The 22456-nt window shown below is 69.3% G+C and carries 17 protein-coding genes and 1 tRNA gene; 6 read left to right on the top strand and 12 right to left on the bottom strand.

Features of this window, described 5'->3' with window-relative positions; genetic code table 11:
• Positions 1-13 precede the first annotated feature (13 nt).
• On the bottom strand, positions 14-286 hold the full coding sequence (locus tag LRM40_RS07385; protein WP_231067782.1) for a DUF4212 domain-containing protein: 273 nt from the start codon (positions 284-286) through the stop codon (positions 14-16).
• A 225-nt stretch (positions 287-511) separates the two neighbouring features.
• Here LRM40_RS07385 and prfB point away from each other — a divergent pair.
• The 3 genes from prfB to LRM40_RS07370 all read left to right on the top strand — a co-directional run bounded on the left by prfB (position 512) and on the right by LRM40_RS07370 (position 5365).
• Positions 512-1616, top strand: a protein-coding gene (prfB, locus tag LRM40_RS07380; protein WP_151125551.1) for a peptide chain release factor 2 whose coding sequence is annotated in 2 segments (ribosomal slippage) — positions 512-592 and positions 594-1616 — 1104 coding nt in all. Because the reading frame shifts where the segments join, the coding sequence is not laid out codon by codon here.
• Between the two features lie 32 nt (positions 1617-1648).
• Positions 1649-4321: an aminopeptidase N gene (pepN, locus tag LRM40_RS07375; protein WP_151125552.1), complete on the top strand. Its 2673-nt coding sequence runs from the start codon at positions 1649-1651 to the stop codon at positions 4319-4321.
• Between the two features lie 15 nt (positions 4322-4336).
• Positions 4337-5365 (top strand): class 1 fructose-bisphosphatase, encoded by a 1029-nt coding sequence (locus LRM40_RS07370; protein ID WP_151125553.1) that lies wholly within the window; start codon positions 4337-4339, stop codon positions 5363-5365.
• A gap of 25 nt (positions 5366-5390) precedes the next feature.
• Here LRM40_RS07370 and LRM40_RS07365 read toward each other — a convergent pair whose 3' ends face one another.
• Positions 5391-5984 carry an SIS domain-containing protein gene (locus tag LRM40_RS07365; protein ID WP_151125554.1) on the bottom strand — a complete coding sequence of 198 codons (594 nt, stop codon included), beginning with the start codon at positions 5982-5984 and terminating at the stop codon, positions 5391-5393.
• Between the two features lie 131 nt (positions 5985-6115).
• Positions 6116-7210, bottom strand: coding sequence for a CaiB/BaiF CoA transferase family protein (locus LRM40_RS07360; protein ID WP_151125555.1), 1095 nt, complete (start codon positions 7208-7210; stop codon positions 6116-6118).
• Positions 7211-7353: 143 nt separating this feature from the next.
• Here LRM40_RS07360 and LRM40_RS07355 point away from each other — a divergent pair.
• Positions 7354-7429: transfer RNA gene (locus LRM40_RS07355), tRNA-Thr, on the top strand.
• A gap of 84 nt (positions 7430-7513) precedes the next feature.
• On the opposite strand, the gene LRM40_RS07350 is transcribed toward LRM40_RS07355, so the two are convergent.
• From LRM40_RS07350 to LRM40_RS07330, 5 genes are all read right to left on the bottom strand, one after another.
• Positions 7514-10720: a type I restriction endonuclease subunit R gene (locus tag LRM40_RS07350; RefSeq protein ID WP_151125556.1), complete on the bottom strand. Its 3207-nt coding sequence runs from the start codon at positions 10718-10720 to the stop codon at positions 7514-7516.
• A gap of 39 nt (positions 10721-10759) precedes the next feature.
• Positions 10760-11695 carry a hypothetical protein gene (locus LRM40_RS07345; RefSeq protein ID WP_151125557.1) on the bottom strand — a complete coding sequence of 312 codons (936 nt, stop codon included), beginning with the start codon at positions 11693-11695 and terminating at the stop codon, positions 10760-10762.
• 65 nt (positions 11696-11760) lie between these two features.
• Positions 11761-12711, bottom strand: a complete 951-nt coding sequence (locus tag LRM40_RS07340; protein ID WP_151125558.1) for a DUF4268 domain-containing protein — start codon at positions 12709-12711, stop codon at positions 11761-11763.
• A complete protein-coding gene (locus LRM40_RS07335) occupies positions 12708-14012 on the bottom strand; it encodes a restriction endonuclease subunit S (RefSeq protein WP_151125559.1) in 1305 nt (434 codons plus the stop codon). Before LRM40_RS07335 ends, LRM40_RS07340 begins: the two co-directional genes overlap by 4 nt.
• The gene (locus LRM40_RS07330) at positions 14002-15576 is read right to left on the bottom strand and encodes a class I SAM-dependent DNA methyltransferase (RefSeq protein WP_151125560.1); all 1575 of its coding nucleotides are present in this window, start codon (positions 15574-15576) and stop codon (positions 14002-14004) included. The genes LRM40_RS07335 and LRM40_RS07330 overlap by 11 nt, the downstream gene beginning before the upstream one ends.
• 221 nt (positions 15577-15797) lie before the next feature.
• Here LRM40_RS07330 and LRM40_RS07325 point away from each other — a divergent pair, with 221 nt between their 5' ends.
• Positions 15798-17843 (top strand): PAS domain-containing protein, encoded by a 2046-nt coding sequence (locus LRM40_RS07325; RefSeq protein ID WP_170288954.1) that lies wholly within the window; start codon positions 15798-15800, stop codon positions 17841-17843.
• Here the strand turns inward: LRM40_RS07325 and LRM40_RS07320 are convergent.
• A complete protein-coding gene (locus LRM40_RS07320) occupies positions 17824-18054 on the bottom strand; it encodes a hypothetical protein (RefSeq protein WP_151125562.1) in 231 nt (76 codons plus the stop codon). The two genes, LRM40_RS07325 and LRM40_RS07320, sit on opposite strands and share 20 nt — an antisense overlap.
• 145 nt (positions 18055-18199) lie before the next feature.
• Here LRM40_RS07320 and LRM40_RS07315 point away from each other — a divergent pair, with 145 nt between their 5' ends.
• Positions 18200-18754: a PH domain-containing protein gene (locus LRM40_RS07315; RefSeq protein WP_170288956.1), complete on the top strand. Its 555-nt coding sequence runs from the start codon at positions 18200-18202 to the stop codon at positions 18752-18754.
• A gap of 21 nt (positions 18755-18775) precedes the next feature.
• Here the strand turns inward: LRM40_RS07315 and LRM40_RS07310 are convergent, their stop codons facing one another.
• Genes LRM40_RS07310 through LRM40_RS07300 form a run of 3 tightly spaced genes read right to left on the bottom strand, consistent with a single transcriptional unit; the run spans position 18776 to position 22438 of the window.
• The gene (locus LRM40_RS07310) at positions 18776-19414 is read right to left on the bottom strand and encodes a DUF2894 domain-containing protein (RefSeq protein WP_231067781.1); all 639 of its coding nucleotides are present in this window, start codon (positions 19412-19414) and stop codon (positions 18776-18778) included.
• Positions 19407-20138, bottom strand: a complete 732-nt coding sequence (locus tag LRM40_RS07305) for an OmpA family protein (RefSeq protein ID WP_231067780.1) — start codon at positions 20136-20138, stop codon at positions 19407-19409. Before LRM40_RS07305 ends, LRM40_RS07310 begins: the two co-directional genes overlap by 8 nt.
• Positions 20135-22438, bottom strand: coding sequence for a DUF802 domain-containing protein (locus tag LRM40_RS07300; RefSeq protein ID WP_231067779.1), 2304 nt, complete (start codon positions 22436-22438; stop codon positions 20135-20137). Before LRM40_RS07300 ends, LRM40_RS07305 begins: the two co-directional genes overlap by 4 nt.
• Positions 22439-22456: the final 18 nt, after the last annotated feature.

The raw sequence follows: 22456 nt of genomic DNA, 5'->3' as shown, positions 1-22456 counted from the left end.
GCTCACCGTGCGCTCAGTCCTCTTCGTCCAAGTCGTGGGCCAGGTCCATGCGGTGCGTGGCCCAGGCATACAGCACCACCAGGGCCAGATCGACCAGCATGGCGCCCTGCGCGCCCCACCAGAAGCTGAAGGGACCGCCGCCGAAGGGGAAATCCAACCGCCGGGCGAAGAAGGGCACGCCGAAGCTGCCCAGCAACCAGATCAGCAGGGACACCGCCGTCCAGCGCCGCACGGCCTGCCAATGGTCCCGCCGCCGCGCCGCGGCCTGGGCCGCCGGCGAGGGCACCGCTGCCGTGCCTGCGTCGTGACTGCGAAGCTCTGTGACTGCCACCTGCTGCTGCCTCTGGCCGGAGGCCGCACGCCCCCGGAAAGCCGCCATTGTCGCGGCAAATGAGCCGCCGCGACGCCACCCCCGGGGCCGGGCAAGCCCTCGGGGACGATGGGGCGTCGCGACCCCGGCTTCTTGAGCGAAAATCCGGGGTTTGAACACAAGTCAACGAGGACACACACCATGGACGTCGAACGCATCAATGCCATTGGCACCACGCTGGCCGACCTGACCCAGCGCACGCTCGACCTACGGGGGTATCTTTGACTACGACCGCAAAGCACTGCGGCTGAACGAGGTCAACGCCACCCTCGAGAACCCGGACATCTGGAACGACCCCAAGCGGGCGCAGGAACTGGGCAAGGAAAAGAAGCAGCTCGATGAAGTCGTCGGCACCATCGACCACCTGACCGCGAACCTCTCGGACAACACCGAGCTGTTCGAGATGTCCAAGGAAGAAAATGACGTGGCCGGGCTGGAGGCCATCGAGGCCGACGCGGAGAAGCTGCGCGAGATCGTGGAGCGGCTGGAATTCCGCCGCATGTTCAGCAACCCGGCCGACCCGAGCAACTGCTTCATCGACATCCAGGCGGGTGCCGGTGGCACCGAGGCCTGCGATTGGGCCGGCATGCTGCTGCGCCAGTACCTGAAGTACTGCGAACGCAAGGGCTTCAAGACCACGATGGAAGACGAGACGCCGGGCGACGTGGCCGGCATCAAGAGCGCCACCATCAAGGTCGAAGGCGAGTACGCCTACGGCCACCTGCGCACCGAGACCGGCGTGCACCGCCTGGTGCGCAAGAGCCCCTTCGACTCGGCCGGCGGCCGCCACACCTCGTTTGCCTCGCTGTTCGTCTACCCGGAAATCGACGACTCGATCGAGATCGACATCAACCCGGCCGATGTGCGCACCGACACCTACCGTGCCAGCGGCGCGGGCGGCCAGCACATCAACAAGACCGATTCGGCCGTGCGCCTGACGCACATCCCGACGGGCATCGTCGTGCAGTGCCAGGACAGCCGCTCGCAGCACAGCAACCGGGACGTGGCCTGGCGCCGCCTGCGCTCGCGCCTGTACGACCACGAGATGCGCAAGCGCATGGAAGAGCAGCAGAAGCTGGAAGACACCAAGACCGACGTCGGCTGGGGTCACCAGATCCGCTCCTATGTGCTGGACCAGAGCCGCATCAAGGATCTGCGGACCAACGTGGAAATCTCCAACACCCAGAAGGTGCTGGACGGTGACCTCGATGCGTTCATCGCCGCCAGTCTGAAGCAGGGCCTCTGAGCCCACCTCAACCCATCCAAGGACACCACCACATGCGTGAAGGCACCACCACCCTGGTGCGCCGGGAAGACTACCTCGCCCCGGCCTACTGGATCCGTACCGCGGACCTGACCTTCGACCTGGACGCGACCAAGACCATCGTCTCCAGCAAGCTCGCCATCGAGCGCAACAGCGCCCTGCCCGTGCAGCCGCTGCGCCTGCACGGCGAGGACCTGAACCTGCTGCGCGTGCTGGTGGACGGCCAGAGCGTCTCGTTCCGCCACGAGGACGGCCTGCTGGTCATCGACGCCCCGGCGGCCGATGCCTTCACGCTCGAGATCCGCAACACCATCTCGCCCGAGAAAAACACCCAGCTCAGCGGCCTCTACGCCTCGGGCTCGGGCCTGTTCACCCAGTGCGAGGCCGAGGGCTTCCGCCGCATCACCTACTTCCTGGACCGGCCGGACGTGATGGCGGTCTACACCGTCACCCTGCGCGGCGACGCCAAGAAGTACCCGGTGCTGCTGTCCAACGGCAACCTGGTGGAACAGGGCACGCTCGACGGTGGCAAGCACTTCGCCAAGTGGCACGACCCCTTCCCCAAGCCCAGCTACCTGTTCGCCGTGGTCGCGGCCGACCTGGTGGCGCGCGAGCAGTGGGTGCGCACCCGCTCGGGCAAGGAGCATCTGCTGCAGGTCTACGTCACCCGCGGTGAGCTGGACAAGACCGAGCACGCGATGAACTCGCTGATCGCCTCCATCGTCTGGGACGAAGCCCGCTTCAAGCTGCCGCTGGACCTGGAGCGCTTCATGATCGTGGCGGTGCCCGACTTCAACATGGGCGCGATGGAGAACAAGGGCCTGAACCTGTTCAACACCAAGTACGTGCTGGCCAGCCCCGCCACCGCCACCGATGTCGACTTCGACGGCATCGAGAGCGTGGTCGCCCACGAGTACTTCCACAACTGGACCGGCAACCGCGTGACCTGCCGCGACTGGTTCCAGCTGAGCCTGAAGGAAGGCCTGACCGTCTTCCGCGACCAGGAATTCAGCATGGACATGGCCGGCAGCCCCTCGGCCCGGGCCGTCTGCCGCATCGGCGACGTGCGCGCGCTGCGCGAGCGCCAGTTCCCCGAGGACGCCGGCCCCATGGCCCACCCGGTGCGCCCGGACGCCTACCAGGCCATCGACAACTTCTACACCGCCACCGTCTACGAAAAGGGCGCCGAGGTGGTGCGGATGATGAACACGCTGGTGGGCCGCGAGGGCTTTGCCGCCGGCATGGCGCTGTACTTCGAGCGCCACGACGGCCAGGCTGTGACCTGCGACGACTTCGCCCAGGCCATGGCCGATGCCAATCCGGCCAGCGCCCTGGCCCAGCACCTGGGCAGCTTCAAGCGCTGGTACGCCCAGGCCGGCACGCCGCGCCTGAACGCCCGCGGCAACTGGAACGCCGAGGCCGCCACCTACACCCTGACCCTGAGCCAGCAGTTGCCCGACACCCCGGGCCAGAGCGGCAAGCAGCCGCAGCTGGTGCCGGTGGCCCTGGGCCTGCTGAGCCGCGAAGGCCAGGCCCTGCCACTGCAGCTGCAGGGCGAGGACGCCCCGCAGGGCACCGAGCGCGTGCTGGTGCTGACCGAGGCCGAGCAGAGCTTCACCTTCATCGGCATCGGCGCCGAGGTCGTGCCCTCGCTGCTGCGCAACTTCTCGGCCCCGGTGGTGCTGGACGATGGTCTGACCGACGCCGACCTGCTGGTGCTGCTGGCCCATGACAGCGACGCCTTCAACCGCTGGGAAGCCGGTCAGCGCCTGGCGCTCAACCGCATCAAGGCGGCCCTGGGCCATGGCGAGGCGGTGCAACTGGACGCGCCCTTCGTCGAGGCCATGCGCAGCCTGCTGCGCGAGCCCGGCCTGGACCCGGCCTTCAAGGACCTGGCCCTGACCCTGCCCTCGGAAATCTACGTGGCCGAACAGATCAGCGACGTGGACCCGCAGCGCCTGCACACCGTGCGCGAAGCCATGCTGGACCAGCTGGCCACCGCCCTGCAGGCCGACTGGGCCTGGGCCTGGGACGAGCACCAGGTGCAGGGCGGCTACCGCCCCGACGCCGAGCAGAGCGGCCGCCGCGCCCTGGCCAACAAGGCCCTGGCCATGTTGGTGCGCGCCGCGGCCCTCAGCGGCGAGCCGGTCTGGCCGGGCAAGGCCTACCAGCGCTTCAAGGACGCCACCAACATGACCGACCGCCTGGGCGCGCTGGAAGCCCTGGTCGGTGCCCACCACGAGCTGGCCCAGCCGGCGCTGGAGCGCTTCTACGCGCTGTTCCGCCACGAGCCGCTGGTGCTGGACAAGTGGTTCATGCTGCAGGCCCGCGCCCCCGAGAAGAACGGCCAGGTCTTCGCCCAGGTCAAGGCCCTGCTCAAGCACCCGGACTTCACGCTGGGCAACCCCAACCGCGCCCGTGCCCTGCTGTTTGTGCTGGCCGCGTCCAACCCGGCCGCCTTCCACCGCACGGATGCCGCCGGCTACGTGCTGTGGGCCGACAAGGTCATCGAGATGGATGCGATCAACCCGCAGCTGGCCTCGCGCTTCGCGCGCTCGCTGGACCGCTGGCGCAACCTGGCCGAGCCCTACCGCAGCGCCGCCCGCGAGGCCATCGCCCGCGTGGCCGCCAAGGCCGAACTCTCCAGCGACACGCGCGAGATCATCGAGCGTGCGCTGCAGGACTGATCAGGAGGACAAGTCATGAGCAAACGCGTCAGTCTCACGCAGTACCTGGTCGAGCAGCAGCGGCTGCACGGCCACATCCCGGGCCAGCTGCGCCTGTTGATCGAGGTGGTGGCCCGCGCCTGCAAGCGCATCGCCATCGCGGTCAACAAGGGCGCGCTGGGTGAAGTGATGGGCGTGGCCGGCACCGAGAACGTGCAGGGCGAGGTCCAGAAGAAGCTGGACATCATCTCCAACGAGGTGCTGATCGAGGCCAACGAATGGGGCGGCCACCTGGCGGCCATGGCCTCGGAAGAGATGGACACCATCCACACGGTGCCCAACCGCTACCCGGCCGGTGAATACCTGCTGCTGTTCGATCCCCTGGACGGCTCGTCCAACATCGAGGTCAACGTCTCGATCGGCACCATCTTCTCGGTGCTGAAGAAGCCCAACGACGACCCCAACCAGATCGAGCCGGTCAGCGAGGCCGACTTCCTGCAGCCGGGCAGCCAGCAGGCCGCCGCGGGCTACTGCATCTACGGCCCGCAGTCGATGCTGGTGCTGACGGTGGGCGACGGCGTGGCCATGTTCACGCTGGACCGCGAAACCGGCTCCTGGGTGCTGACCGCCGAGAACGTCAAGGTGCCGGCCGACACCAAGGAGTTCGCGATCAACATGTCCAACATGCGCCACTGGGACACCCCGGTCAAGCGCTACGTGGACGAATGCCTGGCCGGCCAGGAAGGCCCGCGCGGCAAGGACTTCAACATGCGCTGGGTCGCCTCCATGGTGGCCGACGTGCACCGCATCCTGACCCGCGGCGGCATCTTCATGTATCCCTGGGACAAGCGCGAGCCGGACAAGCCCGGCAAGCTGCGCCTGCTCTACGAAGCCAACCCCATGAGCTTCCTGATCGAGCAGGCCGGCGGCGCCGCCACCAACGGCCACCAGCGCATCCTGGACCTGCAGCCCGAAAAGCTGCACCAGCGCGTCAGCGTAATCCTGGGTTCGAAGAACGAGGTGGAGCGGGTCACCGCCTACCACCAGGAAGCCAAGGGCGGCTGAGCCCCGCCCGCTGGCCGGTGACCGTTCAGGCGCCGGCCAGCTGGTCGCGGATCAGCCCGCACAGGCAGTGGCCGAGAAACAGCTCGGCCTCTTCCCGCCGCTCCGGCGGGGCCTCCGGCAGTTGCAGCGTCAGGTGGCAATCGGCGGCCAGCTCCTCGGGGGCCGGGCCCAGCAGGCCCACCACCAGCAGCGCCCCGTCGGCCGCGGCACGCGCCGCCTCCAGCAGCGGCCCCGGCGCCACGCCGGCCGACAGCATCACGATCGCATCGCCCGGCCGGCCCAGGGCCTGGACCTGTCGGGCCAGCACATCCATGCCCATGCCGCTGAGCGCCAGCGCGGCCAGCGGGCGCCCGTCGGGGCGCAGCACGCCGCTGAGCATGGCGGCCAGCCGCTGGGCCGTGGCCACCGAAGCCCCCTGCCCGCACCACAGCAGCTTGCCCCCGGCGCCCAGGCAGTTGGCCAGGCGCTGGGCCGTCAGCTCCAGGGCGACCTGCAGGCCCCGCAACTCGTCGAAAAGCACGCGCTGCGCCTGCCAGGCACGAAGGAACCCACCCACGGGGACGCTGAGTCCGTGCGCGGCGGGGACGAGGAACTGCAGGGGTTCGGTCAGCAAGGCCATGGCCGGTTCCTGGGCGGAGCGTTCATCCGCAGGACCTTCCTGCGGACATATTTCACGATATCGGCATGGTGTCAGCTTGCTGAAGCCTTCATGCGCCGAACAACGCCGCCGCCACCGCCCAGTTCCCGGCCTCAGCCCTGGACATCCCCGGGCTCCGTCAGCGGCATGAAGCGCGGCGCCGGGGCCGCCTGCCAGGCGCCCTGCCCGTCACGCCGATAGACGGCCCGGGCCGCCAGCTGCGGATGCGCCGCGGCCTCGTCCAGCGACAGCACTGGCGCAAAGCAGGCGTCCGTGCCCTCCAGCAAGGCCACCCAGTGGGCGCGCGGCTGGCTGGCGAACAGGGCCGTGAAGCGCGCCTTCAGCGCCGGCCAGGCCGCCGTGTCGTGCTGCTGCGCCGGGTCCACGTCATCCAGCCCCAGACGCCGCAGCAGTTCGGCATAGAAGGCCGGCTCCAGCGCCCCGACGGTGATGTCCCGGCCATCGGCACAGCGGTAGCTGTCGTAGAAGGGGGAATCGTGGAAAGGGCTGGGTGCCGGCCCGCCCAACTGGCCGCTGGCGCCGATCCACTGGGCCAGGCCGCCCAGCATGGCCACCGCGTCCACGATGGCCGCATCCACCACCCGCCCCTGCCCCGTCGCCCGCGCAGCCAGCACCGCGCTGACAATGCCGAAGGCCAGCGCCAGCGCGCCGCCCGCATCGCCCAGCACCGTGGGCGGCACCCGCGGTGGGGTCTCCGGCCGCGCCCCCAGGCCCAGCAGGCCGCTCAGCGCCACATAGTTCAGGTCATGCCCGGCCGCCTGGGCCAGCGGGCCCGTCTGGCCCCAGCCCGTCATGCGGCCATAGACCAGGGCCGGGTTGCGTGCCGCGCAATCGGCCGGCCCCAGGCCCAGACGCTCCATCACACCGGGCCGAAAGCCCTCGATCAGAGCCTCGGCCCGGGCCACGGCGTCCAGCGCGGCGGCCCGCCCGACCTCGCTCTTCAGGTCCAGCACCTGCACCCGCTTGCCCCGCCGCAGCGGCTGGCTGCCGCCCCCCAGCCGGGCGGCGACGCCACCGTCGCCCGGGCGAACCAGCACCGTCACCTCGGCCCCCAGGTCGGCCAGCATGCGCCCGGCCAGCGGCCCCGGGCCCAGGCCTTCGAACTCCAGCACCCGCAGGCCCTGCAACGGCCGGGAGAGCGGAGTGGTGTTGGCGGGCGGCAATGTGGCGTCCGGGGTGTGGGGCATGGGAGTCCTTCCAGCGTGCGCCGGCAGCGGCGTCGCCGGATTGTCCCGAGCCCTGCCGGCCCCACACGGCCTTCCCACCCACGAAATTTCCCGCTATCATCGCGGGCTCGCATCCGCCGAGGGCTTCACCCCAGGCCTGCGATGCCGGTGTAGCTCAGTTGGTAGAGCAGCGCATTCGTAATGCGAAGGTCGAGGGTTCGACTCCTTTCACCGGCACCAATCTTTTCCGGGGCCCGCCATGTGCGGGCCCTGTGCTTTTGGGGCGCCGGTCGACCGGACCGAATCTTGGCCCGGGTGAGCCCCTCAAGCCCAGTTCGCCGACAGCGTCTCAGCCTGCTTCAGCACGGTTTCCGTGGCCTCGTCCTGTCGGTCCGGCGGGTACTTGTAGCGCTTGAGCAGCATCCGCACCTTCACCCGCAGGGCAGCGCGTACGTTTTCGCGCACCGACCAGTCCACGGTCACCGAGGCGCGCAGCTGCTGGGTCAGTTCCACGGCGATCTTCTTGAGGGTCTCGTCCCCCAGTTCCCGCACCGCCGCTTCGTTGGCCGCCAAGGCGTCATAGAAGGCCACTTCGTCCGCATTCAGCCCCAGGCGCTCACCGCGCAGCGCCGCCTCCTGGAACTTCTTGGCCATCTCGATCAGCTCTTCGATGACCTGGGCCGTTTCGATGGCTCGGGCACGGTAGCGCTGCAGGCTCAGCTGCAGCAGCTCCGAGAACTTGGCCTGTTGCACCACATTGGTCTTGAAGCGTGACTGGATGTCGTCCTTCAGCAAGCGCTCCAGCAGTTCGACTGCCAGGTTGCGCTCCTTCATGTGGCGCACGTCTTCCAGGAATTCATCGGACAGGATGCCGATGTCCGGTCGGTTCAGTCCGGCCGCCTTGAAAATGTCGATGACCTCGGCGCTGACCACGGCCTTGCTCATGATCTGGCGCAGCGCGTGTTCCTTCTGCTCGTCGCTGAGCTTCTTGCCGGAGCTGCCGAACTTGGTCAGCGCAGCCTTCACCGCCTGCAGGAAGGCCAGTTCGTCGCGGTGCTTCAGCGCCTCGTCCAGGGTGCAGCACAGGGCGAAGGCCTTGCTGGCGGACAGCACCGTGTCGGCAAAGCGCTTCTTGCCATCCTCCAAGCCCAACACATGGTTGGCCACCCCCGGCAGCAGTTGCCAGGCCTGGGTGCGAAAAGCGCTGTAGTCGAAGCCGTGCAGCATGTCGTGCAGCACGTCCATCTTCTCCTGCAGCACGGCCAGGGCATCCTCGGCGGCAATGGTCGGTTTGCCTTTGCCCTTGGCCTGGGTGTAGTCCTTCAACGCAGCCTTCAGCTCATTGGCGATGCCGATGTAGTCCACCACCAGGCCGCCCGGCTTGTCCTTGAACACCCGGTTCACGCGGGCAATGGCCTGCATCAGGTTGTGGCCCTTCATCGGCTTGTCCACGTACATGGTGTGCATGCACGGGGCGTCAAAGCCGGTCAGCCACATGTCGCGTACGATGACCAGCTTGAACGGATCGGCCGGGTCCTTGTAGCGGCGCTCCAGGCGCTTCTTGACGTCCTTGCTGTAGATGTGGGGCTTGAGCAGCGCCTTGTCCGAGGCCGAGCCGGTCATGATGATCTTGACCACGCCCTTCTCCGGGTCCGGGTCGTGCCAGCCGGGGCGCAGCGCGACAATGGCGTCGTACAGGTGAACGCAGATCTCCCGGCTCATGGCCACCACCATGGCCTTGCCCTCCAGGCTGGCCAGGCGGTTCTCGAAGTGCTCCACCAGGTCGGCCGCCACCTTCTGGATGCGCGGCGGTGCACCCACCAGCTTCTCCAGCGCGGCCCAGCGGCGCAGCTGGGCCGCCTTGGCTGTGTCGTCCTCTTCGTCCTCGGTCAGTTCCTCCACCTCGTCGTCCAGCAAGGGGGCCTCGGCCTCCTGCAGTTCCAGGCGGGCCAGGCGGCTCTCGTAGTAGATGGGCACGGTGGCGCCATCCTTCACCGCCTGCTCGACGTCGTAGATGTGGACGTAGTCGCCGAACACCGCGCGGGTGTCCCGGTCTTCCAGCGACACCGGCGTGCCGGTGAAGGCCACGAAGGTGGCGTTGGGCAGGCCATCACGCAGATGCTGCGCGTAGCCGTAGCGCACGTTGCGCAGGCCGCCGTAGTCCGCGGCGGGCTCCGCAGCCTGCAGCGCCATGGGCTCGTTCGCGGCTGAGGCATTGCGGGCATCCCTCAGCTGTTTCTGCAGCTTGGGCATGCTGGCCTGAAAGCCGTACTGGCTGCGGTGGGCCTCGTCGCAGATGACGACGATGTTGTGCCGGTCGGAAAGCACCGGGAAGCTGTCCTCGTCCTCGCCCGGCGTGAACTTCTGGATGGTGGTGAAGATGATGCCGCCTGAAGGACGGTGGGCCAGCAGCTCGCGCAGCTTGGGCCGGGTGTCGGCCTGCACCGGGGTTTCGCGCAGCAGCTCGGTGGCCCCCGCGAACACGCCGAACAGCTGGTTGTCCAGGTCGTTGCGGTCGGTCACCACCACCAAGGTCGGGTTGCCCATCTGCGGGTGCTGCATCAGCTTGCCACCCAGGCAGGTCATCTCGATGCTCTTGCCGGCGCCCTGCGTGTGCCACACCACCCCGCCCTTGCCGCGCCGTGCGGCCTCGGCCTTCGGGCTGGACGCGACAAGCACGCTCTCCACCACCGCCCGCACCGCATGGAACTGGTGGTAACCGGCCACCTTCTTGACCAGCCGGCCCTCGTCCTCGAACAGGATGAAGTGCCGCAGGTAGTCCAGCAGCAGCTCGCGCTGGAACAGGCCGTGCACCAGCGTCTCCAGCTCGCGCATGCCGCCCAGCGGGTCCACCGTCACCCCGTCGATGGTGCGCCAGGCCATGAAGCGCTCCCGGTCGGCCGTCAGCGAGCCCACCCGCGCCTCGATGCCATCGCTGATCACCAGCAATTCGTTGGCGATGAACAAGTCGGGCACGTCCTCCTTGTAGGCCTGCAACTGGTTGAAGGCCGCCCACAGGTCGGCGTTCTCGTCGCCGGGGTTCTTCAGCTCCAGCACCACCACCGGCAGGCCGTTGAGGAACAGCACCACATCCGGCCGGCGCGTCTGCTTGGGCCCCTGGATGCTGAACTGGTTGAGCGCCAGCCAGTCGTTGCCCGCCGGGTCGTCCCAGTCCACCAGCTTCACCCGGTCGCCACGGGTCTCGCCGTCCCTCTGGTACTGCACCGGCACCCCTTCCACCAGCCAGCGGTGCATGGCCCGGTTGGCCTGCACCTGTCCAGGCACGTTGGGGCTCTGCACCATGCGCGCGGCTTCGTCCTGTGCACCCGCCGGAATGTGCGGGTTCAGCCGCCGGATGGCGTCGCGCAGCCGGTGCTTGAGCAGCACCTCGCGGTAGCTGTCGCGCTCGGTGCCGGGGGTCTTGGCGTCCGGGGGCGAGACATCCGGGCCGTGGCCAACCTCCCAGCCCAGCCCGAGCAGCCATGCAAGCAGGGCTTGCTCAAGTGCGTCTTCGGTGACCCCCATTGCCATGTCAGCTCCTCGCGGCCATCAGCGCATCAACCTCACCTGTCATTTGTCCCCGATGGGGGGATCGAACTCAATCGCCAGCGGCGTCATGCGCGGCAACACAGGCATCTGAAACTCAGGGCTCTCCGTACCGGACTTGCGCCACCAGCGCCACGCCGCATACGCCGCCCCACCGGCGGCCGCACCACCCACCACCACGGGCCAGACGGGCGCAGAAACCAGACCGAGGGCCAGCGCCGCCCCACCCAGGGCGTGAGAGCCAACCACGGTAACGGAGCCGGCGGCCAGCGCACTGCCGGCCGCGGCACCCGCCGCCGTGGCCGTGGCCACGCCGCCCATGCCCACTGGGCTCTTGGACAACGCGGTCAGTTCGGCAGACAGACTGGCCAGCAAGGCTTCACGGTTGTCCAACACCTGTTGCAAGGGCAGATGCCGCAGGTAGAGAACGCCATCCGCGAAGCGAGAGACAGCACCTCGCAGCTCTTCATCGCGGGCCAAACGCCGGGCACCATCAAGCAACAAGGCAACACCCACCGCTGCCAGGCACGCCGGGCCGATGAACTCCCCCAGAGAGGGCGCTGGGTGCAAAAAGTCGGCCGCCAACCGGCCCGCGCCATAGCCTGCCAAGCCCATGAGCAATGCGCCGCCCCCCATCAAGACCACCGCGGGCACAGAGAACGCAGTCCCCATGGCGGCTACGCCGATGGACTTGAGCACCAGCCCTGGCAACACCCCCAGGGCTCCGCCTGTCGCGGCCCCGATGGCGCCTTCCGTGGTGCCGTGGTCCAGCACAGAAGCCACCAGCTGTGTGCCCATGTCGATCACGCCATCCTGGATGCCCCAGGCCAGCAGGCCCGCCCCCAGCGCCATCTCCAGCACGCCCAGTTGCCAACCATGCTCGTCAGCGAAATGGCGAGCGTGCTCCACAGCCCGCTGCCACCCCGCCCTGCCCTGCTCATCAAGCTCTTGTGTTTCCATCTTCCGCTCCCTGTCTTATCCGCCGAAGGCAGCCCGCCTTGCACGGCCATCTCCCCGGCGGGAGCCTACCCCAGCGTCTTGATGCGCGGCCGGAAAGCCGCCGACATGCCCAGCGCCGCCGCCTCCAGCCAGGCGAAATAGGCCGGCCACTGGGCCTCGTCTTCCAGCGGCGAATCCGGCCTGTACTGGATGATGCGGCAGGCATGGCCGTCGGGCAGCTCCAGCCAGTCCAGGGTCGCGTTCAGCTCGGCCTGGATGGCGGCCTTTTGCTCCTCCAGCTGCTTGAACATGGCCTTGGAGTTGTCGTGGTCGATGTAGACCTCCATGCCCACCCGCTTTTCGCGCGAGTTCACGGTGGCGGCCAGGTGAACGCCGGCGCGGCCCAGCGCAAGATTGGTCCAGTGCTGGGGCAGCGGCTTTTGCGTGCGCAGCGTGGAGCCCTTGGCCTGCAGCCAGGCCTGCCAACCCGTCCAGAAGGCCAGCTGACGCTGCTTGGTGGGCGTCATGGTGGCCGCGGCCTTGGCGTTCTGCTGGCCGGTCTTGGCCCAGTCATTGGGCTTGACCACCACGTTGAAGCTGGGCGCCATGGGCGAATCGCCGATGCGCCAGAGCTCGATTTCCACCGCGAAGAAGTCCAGCTCGTCGGTGGTGTGCTGGTTCAGAAACTCCAGCGCCGCCACATGCTCGGTGCGGAAGGACTCGGCCAGCCAGATGACCTTGCGCGCGCCCACGCCGGCCGCGTAGGTGAGGATCTGGCCCAGGTGGGTGTGGTTGGTCTTCTCAAGCTGGTTCTCGATGATGACCTTGCCGCCGTTGTCGGAGCACAGGATGTCCACCTTGAAGTCGCCCACCGGGTGCTCGGTGCCCACCAACTCCAGCTCGTCCAGCCCCAGGGTCTCGGCCAACAGGGTCAGGTTGTCGGCCTGTGCCAGCCAGGGCGTGAATTCACCGGCCTCATGGGCCCAGGCCTTGCGCAGCGGAATGCGCTCCAGTTTGCCGAGGGGGGCTTTGCTCATGCGAGGGCGTCGTCCAGTTGTTCTTGGGCTTCGGGCAGGCGGAGCTTGCCGGAGATGAGGCGGGGGAGAAGTGCATCTCGGAGCTCAGCGAGATTCTGTGCCTTCAAACGGTTCGCCAGGACCTTGCCAAGCATCGGCTCGACAAGAGCGGCAAACGCGCTAGCGACAACCGGCGGCGCGGCGACAACTGCCAAAGACGCGACTTGGTCTGGTTTCACGCGTTGGTGGCTGTTCGACGTGCCGGTGACCAGGGTGCGGACCTGAGCCTCAAAGCTGGGGCTGCGAAGCGTGCAGTAGATCAATGCTGGGCTTGCACCCTCGCGGGCCATCCATGGCAGGAACTCGGTCGAACACACTGCCTGCTTGTCAGCATCGCCAATGAGCCAAACCCGGGGGATGTGAGGGTTCAACTTCGACTGCAGCACTGCACGACGTGGCACACGCGTCTTGTTGCTCTTGATAGACGCCCCTTCTTCCAATATTGGCAGTTGCCCCGCGTCGAAGGCCGGCAGGCTGTAGTGCTCAAACGTGCTCGTCGGGAAGTCCATGGGATTCACGGACCCCTTGCCTAATACGGCCAAGTCTCCGAAGGTGCCCACACACCACCCCTTCGGAATCAACCCCAGCGCCGATTCCTCGAACTCCGCCGGAAACAGCGCCGCCGTGGCCGCGTCCATGCCCTCGGGCTCGCGGCCTTCGGCTTTGGCGCGCACCGGGTCGAAGTCGATGAACCAGCTCTTGAACAGGGCTTGGGCGATGGATTCGAGGGTGGCGTTGGTTTGGCGCAGGAGGTCGATCCGATCGTCAAGCACTCCTAGAACCTCCCCAATCTCTCGCTGAGTCTCAAGCGAGGGCGTGGGGATGCGAAGCGCCTCCAATACCGGAATCCGGACATTACTGACTGTCGATCCTGTTCCCTCGTTCCAGCCGATTTCGTGTTGAACCTGAGGAGACTGCAGCGCAAAGAGCAGAAAGCGGCCGTCAACCACCTTTGGGTTTGGGCGAAGCAAAACCTGACGTTGCCCAACGCAGCATTCGAGCCCAGGCGGCACCATGCACACCTCGCCCATCGGGGCCTCGCGGGTGAAGATGATGTCGCCGGCAGTAGGTTTCGCCCGTCGGACACGGTGCGCAAAGTGCTCGGCATCAGTGAAAGATGGGGCACTCAAGTCGAGTCGCCCGCTCTTGATGTTCTGATTCCGAACGACAACGTAGCCAGAGTCAGTCCAGACGGGCGTACTGTGAGGGCAGTCAGCGATCAGGATGCAAAGTTCGCGGAGCTGACGGACTTCAGACTGCATACCCCAGTCCTCCCAGCTTCTCCCGAATCACCGCCTCCAGTTCCGCCCCCCGGGCCATCTGCTCCGCCAGTTGCGCGGTCAGCCGCTCCATCTTCTCGCTGAAGGCCTCGTCGTCATCGTCGGTGGCTTCGGCGCCCACATAGCGCCCCGGCGTCAGCACATGGCCGTGTTCGGCGATCTCGGCCAGCGTCACGGCGCGGCAGAAGCCGGGCACGTCGGCATAGGGCTCGTCCGAACCAGCTTTGCCGTCGGCGCGCCAGCGGTGTACGGTGCTGGCAATGCGGTTCACATCCTCCTCGTCGTCGAACACGCGGTTCACGCGCGTTTCCAGCCGGCCCAGCTTGCGGGCGTCGATGAACAGCACCTCGCCACGCCGGTCGCGGCCGTTCTGGCGCTTGTCCTTGGCCAGGAACCACAGGCAGGCCGGAATCTGCGTGTTGAAGAAGAGCTGCGGCGGCAGGGCCACCATCACCTCCACCACGTCGGCCTCCACCATGGCGCGGCGGATTTCGCCCTCGCTGTTCTGGTGGGACGACATGCTGCCGTTGGCCAGCACCACGCCGGCCTGGCCGCGCGGGCCCAGGTGGTGCAGGATGTGCTGCAGCCAGGCGTAGTTGGCGTTGCCCGCAGGCGGGGTGCCATACACCCAGCGGCGGTCGTCCAGCAGGCGGTCGCCGCCCCAGTCGCTGATGTTGAAGGGCGGGTTGGCCAGCACGTAGTCGGCGCGCAGGTCGGGGTGCTGGTCGCGGTGGAAGGTGTCGGCTGGCTCCTTGCCCAGGTTGAAGTCCATGCCGCGGATGGCCAGGTTCATGGCCACCAGGCGCCAGGTGGTGGGGTTGGCTTCCTGGCCGTAGATGGAGATGTCGCCGAACCGGCCGCCGTGGCTTTCGATGAACTTCTCGCTCTGCACGAACATGCCGCCGCTGCCGCAGCAGGGGTCGTACACCTTGCCCTTGTGCGGCGCCAGCACCTCCACCAGTACCTTGACCACGCTGGCGGGCGTGTAGAACTGGCCGCCCTTCTTGCCCTCGGCATTGGCGAACTGGCCAAGGAAGTATTCGTACACTTCGCCCAGCAGGTCCTTGGCGGCATGGCCGTCGGTGTCCGCAAAGCCGATGGTGGAGATGAGGTCGATCAGCTCGCCCAGCTTGCCGGGCTCCAGCTGGGCGCGGCCGAAGCGCTTGTCCAGAATGCCCTTGAGGCGCGGGTTGTCGGCTTCGATGGCGTCCAGTGCCAGGTCGATGCGGGTGCCGATGTCGGCCTGCTTGGCATTGGCGCGGAGGGTCTCCCAGCGGGCCGGGCCCGGCACCCAGAAGACGTTGGCCATGGTGTAGAAGTCGCGCTCCTCGGAGGCCAGCACGCGGTCTTCGGCATCGGGCAGGTAGAGCTCGTGGGCTTCATCCTCGAAGGCGGCGTAGAGCTCTTGCTGCCGCTGGTCGAAGGCGTCGGAGATGTACTTGAGGAAGATGAGGCCGAGGACGATGTGCTTGTACTCGGCCGCGTCCATGCTGGAACGCAGCTTGTCAGCCGCGGCCCAGAGGGTCTTCTTGAGGTCTTGGTTCATGCGGGATCTGGGGTACTTCCGGGCTGGGCGACGGGCCGCCGATCTTCGGGTGTGGCGGCTGGCGCCTGGCCATCGCGCCTGATTCTGCACCGGGCCCGGTTCCGCCCTGGCGCCAGGCCGGCCACGGCGGCGGGGCGGGCCGGCCAAGGTGAAGATGTCACACAGTTCCGGCGGGTTCTGCAGGGCATGGTCTGCCACAGGCTCGGCATACCATGCCACCTATGACGCACGCCGCCGACCACCGCCCTGCCCTGGCCATGCTGTTCGAGCAGATGGCCGATGCCGTGTACCTGCTGGACCCGGCGACGTCCAAGGTGTTGTGGGGCAACCGGGCGGCGTGGGACAGCCTGGGGCTGACGGCGGACGAGGTGCTCAACCACAGCGTGCTGAGCCTGCAGATGGACGTGACCGGCTTGCCGCAGTGGAGCGAGATAGCCGAGGTCATCCGGCGCGCGGCGCCCTACACCTTCGTGGGGCGGCACCGGCACGCGCTGGGGCACGAGGTGCCGGTGGAGGTCAGCACCACCTGTTTTGTGGACGGGGGGCGGGAGTACTTCCTGTCGGTGGCGCGCGACATCTCGCGGCGCCTGGCCCTGGAGGCCGAGCTGAACCAGCGCGAGAAGCAGCTGTGGTTCGCGCTGAACGAGGCCACCGATGGCCTGTGGGACTGGAACATCCCGGCCGGGGAGGTGTTCTTCAGCCCGCAGCTCAAGCGCATGCTGGGCTACGGTCCGGACGAGATGCCGCCCTCGCTGGAGACCTGGACACGCAATGTGCACCCGGACGATGCGCCGCGGGTGATGGCCCGGCTGCAGGAACACCTGGCGGGCCGCCGCCAGCGTTACGAGGCCGAATACCGGTTGCGCTGCCGCAATGGCGACTACCTGTGGGTGGAAGACCGCGGGCGCGTGTGCGAGCGCGACGAGCAGGGCATGCCCACACGGGTGGTGGGCATGGTGCAGGACGTGACGGCCCGCCACGAGGCCCAGGAGGAACTGCGCAGCCACCGCGAGCACCTGGAGGAACTGGTGCTGGAACGCACGGCGGCACTGTCCGAGGCCAAGAGCGCGGCCGAGGCGGCCAGCCAGGCCAAGAGCCGCTTCCTGGCCAACATGAGCCATGAGCTGCGCACGCCGCTGGCCGGCGTCATCGGCCTGGCGGGCCTGGCCCTGCAGCAGACGCAGGACCCGCACCTGCGGGACCCGCTGGGCAAGATCGAGCAGGCCTCCCAGCACCTGCTCTCGCTGATCAACGACATCCTGGACCTGTCCAAGATCGAGGCCGAGCGCATGACGCTGGGCGCCGAGCCCTTCGAACTGGGCAGCGTGCTCGACAGCGTCTACCACCTGTCGGCCCACCGCGCCCAGGCCAAGGGGCTGGCGCTGCAGATCGACATCGAGCCCACGCTCGCCCGCCAGGCGGTGGTGGGCGATGCCCTGCGTCTCAAGCAGGTGCTGCTCAACCTGGTGGACAACGCCATCAAGTTCACGCCGCAGGGGCGGATCGTGGTGAGCCTGCGGCAGGATGTCCCGGGGACGGACGGCGCGCTGCGGCTGCGGGGCGAGGTGGTGGACAGCGGCATCGGCGTCAGCCCGGACATCCTCCCGCGGCTGTTCCAGCCCTTCGAGCAGGCCGATGGCTCCACCACGCGCTGCCATGGCGGCACCGGCCTGGGCCTGACGATCTCGCGCCAGCTGCTGCAGATGATGGGCGGCGAGATCGGCCTGGAAGGTGCCCCCGTGCGGGGCACCCGGGTGTGGTTCACCCTGGGCCTGCCGCTGGCCTTGACGGCCCCGGCGGCCTCCCACCCGCAGGCACCACACGCCCTGCCGGAGAGCCTGCTGGCCCTGCGCGCGCGCCATGCGGGGCGCCGGGTGCTGGTGGCCGAGGACGACCCGGTCAGCGCCGAGGTCTGCTGCGCGCTGCTGCAGCAGGCGGGCCTGCGGCCGGAGGTGGTGGCCGATGGCCAGGCCGCCCGGGACCTGGCCCAGAGGCAGGCCTACGACCTGCTGCTGATGGACATGCAGATGCCCCGCATGGGCGGGCTGGAGGCCACGCAGCAGATCCGCGCGGCCGGCGCCAGCCGGGCCCGCCCCATCATCGCCCTGACGGCCAATGCCTTCGAGGACGACCAGCGGCGCTGCCTGGCCGCGGGCATGGACGGCTACCTCACCAAACCGGTGGAACCCGCCCGGCTGTACACGGTGTTGTGCGAGCAGCTGGATCGCGCCCTCGGCGCGCCCGCCATCACCAGCAGGTCTCGATGACCTCGGCCAGCCCTTCGCGGGCCATCTCCATCTGGCTCTTGATGTTCACCAGCACATCGGTGGACGCCGGCGGGAACACCGCCAGATCGTGCTCCAGTGTGTCGAGCCAGGCCCGCACCGTGCGCTGGGCGGACGAGGGGTCCAGCCCCATCTGGAAGAGTTCCTCCACCGGGTAGCCATCCAGGGCCTGGTGCAGGTGTTCAGGGAGCATGTTCAACTGCGCGATACCGTTCATCTCGGACCTCCCGAAGGACAGTGGACAACGCCTGGACGGCGCCGGCCCTGCTCCGGATCAAGATCAGGGTTTGTATTGTCCCTCAAGCGGTACCGGACGCCTGGGTTACCCTGCGCCCACCATGCTGTCCCCCACCCCACCCGACCTGCCCCAGCGCGCAGCCTTCAACCCGCTGCTGCGCCCCTACTTCGTGATCTACGGCGCCGGTGTGCTGGCCATGACCCTGGTGGGCCTTCCGCTGGCGCTGCTGTGGCTGTGCGGCGTGGGCCAGTGGTGGGCCCGGCACTACTTCGAGCGGCTGGAGTGCGAGCTGGGCGAGACGGCGCTGCGCTTTCGCAAGGGCATCCTGGTGCAGGTGGAGAAGACCATTCCGCTGGACAACATCCAGGATGTGACCTTCATCGAAGGTCCGCTGCTCCGGCGCTTCAACCTGAGCGTGCTGCGCTTCGAGACGGCCGGCCAGAGCGCCAACCAGGGCAATGAGATGAAGCTGGTGGGGGTGATCGACGCCGCGCTGCTGCGCCAGCGCATCCTGGCCCAGCGGGATGTGCTGCGGCAGCGCCACGCCCAGGCCGGCACCGCCACCGGCCCGCAGGACGAGCAACTGGCGCTGATGCGGGCCATGCTGGCCCGGCTGGACGAGATCGCCGCCAGCCTGCGCCCGCCGCAGGGTTGAGCGGCCGCCCGCCTCGGCGGCTCAGCGCCGGGGGCGGCTGCTGCCGGCCGGTTCGCGCGGCGCGGCCTCGCCCAGGGCCTGCTCCAGCCACATCAGCCCATCCACCTGGGCGACGAAACGCTCGAAGCAGGCCGGTGAGAGCTGGCGCATCTGCTGCAGCGCCTTGTGCACCAGGTGCTGGGAGTTGAGCGGCCCGGCGTTCTGCGGCAGGGCCGCGCGCGATTGGGCCAGACGCTGCTCGGCGTTCAGCCGCTTCCAGGCCTGGCGGAAATGGCGCACGGATTTCAGCTCGGCCGGGGCCGCGGTGGCGGACACGGCCGGGGTCGCAGCCGGTGCCCGGCCCGGGACGGCCGCAGCCGCCGCAGCGGGGGCCGCTTGCGCAGAGGGCGGGGGCGTCAGCCGGGCCAGCAGGCCCGCCAGCGCACCGGCCTGGGCGGGTGCTGGTACGGGCGCCTGGGCCCCATGCTGGGTGCTGGCGGCGCGCAGCGCGGCGGCGGCCTGCTGCAGCCGCTCGGCCAGCAGGGCCTGAGCCCGCGCGGGCTGTGCTGGCAGGCGCCGGGCCAGGGCCTGCAGGTAGGCAAAGCGCACCGGGTCGGCCCGGTCCAGGCCCGCGGCCCGCAGCGCCGCCAGTTCGGCTTCGGGCGACCAGGGCTCAGCCATGGTCGGACTGGGCAGAGGAAGCGACAGCAGCGGCGGCAGACGCGGCCGGGGCCCCGCCACGGGCCGGCCGCGCCATCGGCGCCATCTCCACCCGGCGGTTGCGGGCCCGGCCCTCGGCATCGGCGTTGGAGGCCACCGGCTGCTGCGCGCCGAAGGCGGCGGCAAACACATTGGCCGCCGGCACGCCCTCCTCGATCAGCGCCCGCGTGACGGTGAGCGCCCGCTGTGCGGAGAGCTCCCAGTTGTCGGCAAAGGGCCGCTCGCCGCCCTTGCCCCCGGCCTTGCCACCGGCGCGCACGGCACGGTCGTCGGTGAAGCCGCTGACCATCAGCACCTCGTCGCGGGCCTTCAGGTAGGCACCCAGTGGCGCGGCCAGGCTCTTGAGCAGCTGGCGCCCCTCGGGCTGCAGATCGGCCGAGTTGAAGGCGAACAGCACGCTGCCGGCGATGCCGATGCGGCCGTGGTCCAGCGTCACCCGCCCGGCGGCCAGCGGGCCGGCCAGGGCCTGCTCCAGGGCCTGGCGGCGCTGGGCTTCGAGCTGGCGCTGCTGCACCTCGCGGTCCAGCCGGCTGCTCAGCTCGTACTGGGCGCCCAGCACGCACAGCAGGATGAGCACCAGCGCGCCCACCAGGCCGGACATCAGGTCGGCGAACACCGGCCAGACCGGCGCGTTGGCCTCCAGATCGGCCTCGGCCACGTCGCCGTGCTGGGCCTCGCCCATCATGCGGCGGCCCCTTCCACCCGCTCGGCCGCCTGGGTGGAGCGCTCGGCGATGCGCTGCAGGTCATCCAGGATCTGCTTCTGCGACAGGATGCTGAGGTCGATGACCTCGCGCGCCTGCGCCACGTAGTAGGCCAGCTGTTCGTCGCTGCGCGCCAGGGACTGGCCCAGGGCCGCCTCGATGCGCTCCAGCTGACCGGCCAGTTGGCCGCTGGACTGGGTGAAGAGCTGCACCGCCTGGCCGAAGGCCTCGCCCAGGCTGGCCACCTCCACCGCGCCGGTGCTCAGCTGCGCGGCCACCTCGCCCAGGGGATGGGCCTGGGCGGCCAGGGTCTCACTGAAGCGGGTGACGGCGGCCTCCAGCGTCTGGGCCGACGAGGCCACCAGGGCGTCGATGGCGCCGCGCTGTTCCTGCGCGGCCTGGGTCACGGCGCCCAGCAGGGTGTCCAGGGTCTGCAGCAGGCGGGCCCGCTCGTCGAGCTGGGCGTTGTCGCGCGCCATGCTGGCCGAGAGCTGCTGGCGCAGCTCGGCAATCACCTCGGCGGCGGCGCGCGGGGCCTGGGCCGCGGTGTCCACCAGGCGGGCCACCTCGCCCACCGTGCTGCGGGCATGGGCCTCGGCCTGGGCGCTGATCTCCTGGGCGGTGCGGGCCAGGGTCTCGCAGATCTGCTGCTGCTGGGCCAGGTTCTGCGCACCAGCCTCGGTCCAGTGCTGCCGCAGCTGGGCGGACACGCCGTCCAGCGCCTGGGTGATGGCGCTCAGGCGGGCGGCGTCGCGCTCGCCGGCGGCCGTCTCCAGCGCAGACTGGGCCTGCTGGATGCCGGCCACCAGGGTGGCGGCGTGCGTCTCGAAGCGGGTGGCGGCGCCTTCCAGCGCCTGGCCCACCTGCTGCTGCTGGGCCAGGGCCTGCTGGCCGGCCTCGGTCCAGGTGGCGTGCAGGCGCTCGCTCAGGGTTTGCAGGCTGCTCTGCACCTCGGCCAGCTGGGCGGCGTCGCGGCGGCGGGCCTCGTCGGCCAGCGTGGCCTGGGCCTGGGCCAGGCGCTCCACCAGCGCGGCGGCCTGCTGCTCGAAGCGCTGGGCCGCGGCCTGCTGGGCCTCGCGGGCCTGGTCCATCTGGGCCTGCCACTGGGCCAGTTGGTCGGCCTGACCCAGCTGCTGCTGCGCGGCCAGGGCGCTGACCAGGGCCTCGGCCCGGGCCTCGAACTGCTGGCTGAAGCCTTGCAAGGTCTGGCCCAGGGTCTCGGCCTGGGCCTGGTGGGCGCGGGCCTGCTCGGCCAGGGCGGCCTGCCAGCCCTCGGCCACGCGGGCCTGGCTGGCCTCGAAGCCCTGGCCCAGCTGGGCCAGCTGGGTCTGCACGGCACCCGCCAGCGTCTGCTGCAGGGCCTGGGCCTCGCGGGCAATGCCACCCAGGGTGCTCTCCACCACCGGGGCCAGGGTGGCGCTGGTGGCGCGGGCGCTCTCAGTCAAGGCGCGGTCCAGGCTCTGCTGCAGGGATTGCTCGACCGAGCGCGCCAGACCGGTGTAGGCAGCTTCGGCCCGGGCGTGGAATTCGGCCTGGCCGGCCTGCAGCTGGGTCTGCTGGTCCTGGCTGCGGCGGTCCAGCCCTTCCACCAGGGCCTGCAACCGGTCCACCAGGGCCGGCATCAGCGCGGTCTGCTGCTGCAGCAGACGCAGCGATTCCTCGCGCTGGGCCGCCGCCGAGAAGGTGTGCAGGGGGCCGGCGATGACCGCATCCAGCCGCTGCACCACCGCTTGGCGCTCGCGCCGTAGCAGGGCCGAGAGCAGGCCCAGCGCAGCCGAGCCGGCCACGCCTGCGATGGAGGTGCCGAAAGCCAGGCCCAGGCCTTTGACCGGGGTGACCAGGGCGTCGCGCACGGCGCTCAGGTCGGTGGACAGCTCCAGCATGGCGCCGGTGCCACGCAGGGTCAGCACCATGCCCAGGAAGGTGCCCAGCATGCCCAGCAGCACCAGCAGGCCCGCCAGCGAGGGCGCCAGCGCCGGGCCTGGCAGCGCCGCCGGCACGCCTTCCACGCGGCGGCGCACCGCGCTGCGCAGGCCGGCGGGCAGGCCGTCCAGCCAGGGGGCCAGGGTGGCGGGCGAGCCGTCCAGGGCCGCCACGGCCTGGTCCAGCGCGGCGGTGTCGCCGGCAAAGCGGCGCAGCTCCAGGGCACCGGTGGCGTAGAGCGCGCCAATCAGCGCCGTGACCGCCAGGGCCAGGGAGTTGACCCCCAGGTAGCCGGCGCCCACCCAGGCGATGCCCGCCAGGCCGGCGAGGAAGACAAGCAGTTGCAGCGTGCGGTTCATCGGTTCCTTGTCGATCAG

The organism is Ideonella dechloratans (assembly GCF_021049305.1).
GTDB classification, from domain to species: Bacteria; Pseudomonadota; Gammaproteobacteria; order Burkholderiales; family Burkholderiaceae_C; genus Ideonella; species Ideonella dechloratans.
Note: the sequence above shows the minus strand (reverse complement) of the source record. Positions and strands in the feature narration are given on the sequence as shown.

Excerpts from the sequence above, each read along its gene's own strand:
- pepN (WP_151125552.1), top strand. The coding sequence starts at position 1,649 with ATGCGTGAAGGCACCACCACCCTGGTGCGCCGGGAAGACTACCTCGCC.
- LRM40_RS07370 (WP_151125553.1), top strand. The coding sequence starts at position 4,337 with ATGAGCAAACGCGTCAGTCTCACGCAGTACCTGGTCGAGCAGCAGCGG.
- LRM40_RS07365 (WP_151125554.1), bottom strand. The coding sequence starts at position 5,984 with ATGGCCTTGCTGACCGAACCCCTGCAGTTCCTCGTCCCCGCCGCGCAC.
- LRM40_RS07360 (WP_151125555.1), bottom strand. The coding sequence starts at position 7,210 with ATGCCCCACACCCCGGACGCCACATTGCCGCCCGCCAACACCACTCCG.
- LRM40_RS07350 (WP_151125556.1), bottom strand. The coding sequence starts at position 10,720 with ATGGCAATGGGGGTCACCGAAGACGCACTTGAGCAAGCCCTGCTTGCA.
- LRM40_RS07345 (WP_151125557.1), bottom strand. The coding sequence starts at position 11,695 with ATGGAAACACAAGAGCTTGATGAGCAGGGCAGGGCGGGGTGGCAGCGG.
- LRM40_RS07340 (WP_151125558.1), bottom strand. The coding sequence starts at position 12,711 with ATGAGCAAAGCCCCCCTCGGCAAACTGGAGCGCATTCCGCTGCGCAAG.
- LRM40_RS07335 (WP_151125559.1), bottom strand. The coding sequence starts at position 14,012 with ATGCAGTCTGAAGTCCGTCAGCTCCGCGAACTTTGCATCCTGATCGCT.
- LRM40_RS07330 (WP_151125560.1), bottom strand. The coding sequence starts at position 15,576 with ATGAACCAAGACCTCAAGAAGACCCTCTGGGCCGCGGCTGACAAGCTG.
- LRM40_RS07325 (WP_170288954.1), top strand. The coding sequence starts at position 15,798 with ATGACGCACGCCGCCGACCACCGCCCTGCCCTGGCCATGCTGTTCGAG.
- LRM40_RS07320 (WP_151125562.1), bottom strand. The coding sequence starts at position 18,054 with ATGCTCCCTGAACACCTGCACCAGGCCCTGGATGGCTACCCGGTGGAG.
- LRM40_RS07315 (WP_170288956.1), top strand. The coding sequence starts at position 18,200 with ATGCTGTCCCCCACCCCACCCGACCTGCCCCAGCGCGCAGCCTTCAAC.
- LRM40_RS07310 (WP_231067781.1), bottom strand. The coding sequence starts at position 19,414 with ATGGCTGAGCCCTGGTCGCCCGAAGCCGAACTGGCGGCGCTGCGGGCC.
- LRM40_RS07305 (WP_231067780.1), bottom strand. The coding sequence starts at position 20,138 with ATGATGGGCGAGGCCCAGCACGGCGACGTGGCCGAGGCCGATCTGGAG.
- LRM40_RS07300 (WP_231067779.1), bottom strand. The coding sequence starts at position 22,438 with ATGAACCGCACGCTGCAACTGCTTGTCTTCCTCGCCGGCCTGGCGGGC.